We start from the raw sequence: 3,277 nt of genomic DNA, 5'->3' as shown, positions 1-3,277 counted from the left end.
TTGCCATCGGATGCGCTGGGCCACCTGGTCGGGGGTGAACGCGCCGTAGGCGTGCCAGAGGCGTTCCCGGACGCGCCCGTCGGCGGTGGTGGTGGCGATCCCGAGCCGGGAGCAGGCCAGGCTGTGGCCGGCCAGCGCCGCCGACAGGCGCGCCGCCAGGGTGCGGGCGGCGAAGGCGGCGGCGTCGACCCGCTCGATCGGCGGGTCGTAGTCGGCGTGGACGCTCAGGTCCTCGGGCGGGGTGCGCGGCGCCAGCGGCCGGGCCTCCTCGCCGGAGGCGAGGCGGTGGCACCACACGCCCTCGGCGCCGAAGCGCTCGGCCACCGCCGCGCGGGGCAGGTCGGCGAAGCCGCCCAGGGTGTCGATTCCCAGCCGGTACAGCACATCGGTCAGGTCGGGGCGGCCGAGGGCGGCCACGCCGTGTTCGGCCAGGAACTTGGCGGTGGCGTCGGCGGCCACGATGACGCCGTCGATCGAGGCCAGCCAGGCGGCGAAGGCGGTGTCGGCGACGCCCACCAGGCAGTCGGCGCCGCATTCCTCGGCCACGGTGTCGATCAGGGCCTCGGCGGCGGTCTCCTCGCCGCCGGTGTAGGCGGTGAGGCCCCGGGCGGGCAGGGCGAGCAGGCCGGGGCGCAGCACCTCCACCTTGGGGGACAAGGACTCCACCGCCTCCGTCACCGCTGCGAAGCCCGGGGCGTCGATGGCGTCGGGGCAGCGCAGCACCATGATCCGGGCCACGGCTCACCCGGCGACCCGGGCGCGGTAATCGTCCAGCGAGGCGACCGGCGGGGCCGGCGCGGCGTGGGACGCGGGGTCCCCGCAGAAGCAGACCGGGCAGACGCGGGCCCGGCGGGTGGAGTGCCCGGCCGTGGCCCGCACGTCCAGTTCGCAGCAGGTGACCCGGCCGGATCCGGTGCCGAGGCCGCGCCAGTGGGCGGCCTCGACGGTCAGGCCGAGGCCGGTGTCCGGCCAGGCCGGGGCGCCGGGCCCGAAGGGCACCAGCACCGCCCGGGATCTGCGGGCCTTGGCCGCCAGCCGGACGGCGACGCGGTGGGGCGCGGCGGCGGCCAGGCGGAAGGCGATCACGCCGATGCCCTCGATGAGGGCCGCCACCACCTCGTCCCACAGCTGCCGGGGCTCGGGTATCAGCGCCAGGCGGTTCAGCGTCACCCCGGACTCGTCGGCGGCCTCCGGCAGCAGCCGGGGTTGGCCCACCACCGCGCACCACTGCCCGGCGCGGGAGGGCCCGGCCAACAGCGCCAGCATCAGGCTGGTCGCCCCGGACGAGGCGGTGGCCGTGATCGGCAGGGTGGAGCCGGTCCGGATGCCTTGGGGGAGCAGCGTTTCGAGCTCTCGGCTCACGGGGAGGGACCGTGCGGCGTCCGCCCGCCCCAGCTCCGAGGCCGAGCGGACGCCGACTGCTTCCCGCAGGGACGCGCGATTCGCGGGCACTGTCATACCTCTCCACTATGATCGAACATTTGTCCGAGACCTCAAGATCATAAGCATAAGATCGCGAAGCCGCCACCACGACAAACACCCCATTCGGGCGCCGCACGCACAAAAAACCGCGGTGTGAGAAATCCCGCCTTTTCCCGTGCTTATACAAGATATATCGACTTCGAGGCATACCTACCTCGGCCGTCACCCGAGTGCACTCCTCACGCCCTCGCGCCGACGCCGCGAGGCGCCGCATCGGGCTATTGATCTTGGTGGCGGCGGCACGTAGGCTGCCGCCCATGAGTGGACGTAAGTGGCGAATCGCGGTTGGTGGCGTACACATCGAGTCTTCGACGTTTTCTCCGCATCGGGCGGGGGAGGCGGATTTTCTGGTGACCCGGGGCGAGGAGCTGTTGGGGCGGTACGCGTCGCTTCCCGAGGGGGCGCGGTGGGTGCCGCTGGTGCACGCGCGGGCGTTGCCGGGTGGGGCGGTGGAGAAGGGGTTCTTCGATGGCATCGCCGGGGAGTTCCTGGCGCGGTTGGGACAGGCCCATGCCGCCGAGCCGCTGGACGGGGTCTACCTGGATATTCATGGTGCGATGAGCGTCGATGGAATGGTGGACGCGGAGGGTTGGCTGGCCGCCGAGGTGCGGCGGGTGGTGGGGCGCGAGGTGTTGGTGTCGGCGTCGATGGACCCGCACGGGAACGTCTCGCGGCAGCTTGTGGACAATGTGGACCTGTTGACGTCGCATCGGATGTCGCCGCACGAGGACTCCCCGGAGACCCTGGCGCGGGCGCAGCGGAATCTGGTGTGGTGCCTGGACAACGCGGTGCGTCCGCGGCGGGCGTGGGTGACGGTGCCGGTGCTGTTGCCGGGGGAGAAGGCGTGCACGCGCGACGACCCGGCCAAGCGCCTGTACGGTCTGTTGCCGCGGGTCGAGGAGCTGGACGGGGTGATCGACGCGGCGATCTGGATCGGGTACGCGTGGGCGGACGAGCCGCGGTGCCGGGCGGCGGTGGTGGTGTCGGGCACGGATCCGGAGGTGATCGCGGCGCGGGCGGGTCAGCTGGCGGGTCAGTGGTGGCGTTCGCGGGGGGAGTTTGATTTCTCGACGCGGGCCATGGATGCGGACGCGGCGGTGGCGGAGGCGTTGGGGTCGGCGAAGCGGCCGTTTTTCGTGTCGGATTCGGGGGACAATCCGACGGCGGGTGGTTCGGGGGATGTGGCGTTCATGCTGGGGCGGCTGTTGGCGCGGCCGGAGTTGGCCTCGGGTGAGGCGTCGGCGATTTGGGCCAGCGTGGTGGATCCGGCGGCGGTGGCGTCGTGTGTGGAGGCCGGTGTGGGGTCGGTCGTGGATGTCGAGGTGGGCGGCTTTTTGGGTTGGGGCGGGTCGGTGCGGCTGTCGGGGGTGGTGGCGGCGGTGCGTCGGGGCGATCCGGTGGGCGGCGATATCGCGGTGGTGCGGTGCGGCGGGGTGAGCGCGGTGGTGACGTCGCGGCGCAAGCCGTATCACTTTGTGTCGGATTTTTTGGAGTTGGGTTTGGATCCGGCGGGGGTGGATGTGACGGTGGTGAAGATCGGGTATTTGGTGCCGGATTTGTTTGACGCGGCGGCGGGTTGGGTGTTGGCGTTGACGCCGGGTGGGGTGGATCAGGACATCGCGCGGTTGGGTCATTCGGGTGTGGAGCGTCCGATGTATCCGTTGGATGTGGCTATGGGTGATCCGGATTTGTCGGTGACGGTGTGGTGAGGGGTCGTCGGTCGTTGATGTAGCGGTGGACGGCGGCGGTGAGGTCGCGGTGGATGAGGCCGGAGAAGGCGCTCCATTCGTGGGGG

3 protein-coding genes are annotated in these 3,277 nt (G+C 71.7%); 1 reads left to right on the top strand and 2 read right to left on the bottom strand.

All coding sequences use genetic code 11. The features are described 5' to 3' along the window. The coding region (locus VE172_RS06505) for a DNA polymerase Y family protein (protein WP_324798825.1) at positions 1-738 on the bottom strand (738 nt) is incomplete at its 3' end. A 3-nt stretch (positions 739-741) separates the two neighbouring features. Then, positions 742-1,452 (bottom strand): hypothetical protein, encoded by a 711-nt coding sequence (locus VE172_RS06500; protein WP_324798823.1) that lies wholly within the window; start codon positions 1,450-1,452, stop codon positions 742-744. 287 nt (positions 1,453-1,739) lie between these two features. On the opposite strand from VE172_RS06500, the gene VE172_RS06495 reads away from it, so the two are divergent. After that, a complete protein-coding gene (locus VE172_RS06495; protein WP_324798821.1) occupies positions 1,740-3,191 on the top strand; it encodes a M81 family metallopeptidase in 1,452 nt (483 codons plus the stop codon). Positions 3,192-3,277 lie beyond the last annotated feature (86 nt).

The organism is Stackebrandtia sp. (assembly GCF_035643755.1).
In the GTDB taxonomy this organism is placed as follows: Bacteria; Actinomycetota; Actinomycetes; order Mycobacteriales; family Micromonosporaceae; genus Stackebrandtia.
The sequence above is the reverse complement of the archived record's forward strand: the minus strand, read 5'-3'. Positions and strand labels throughout refer to the sequence as shown.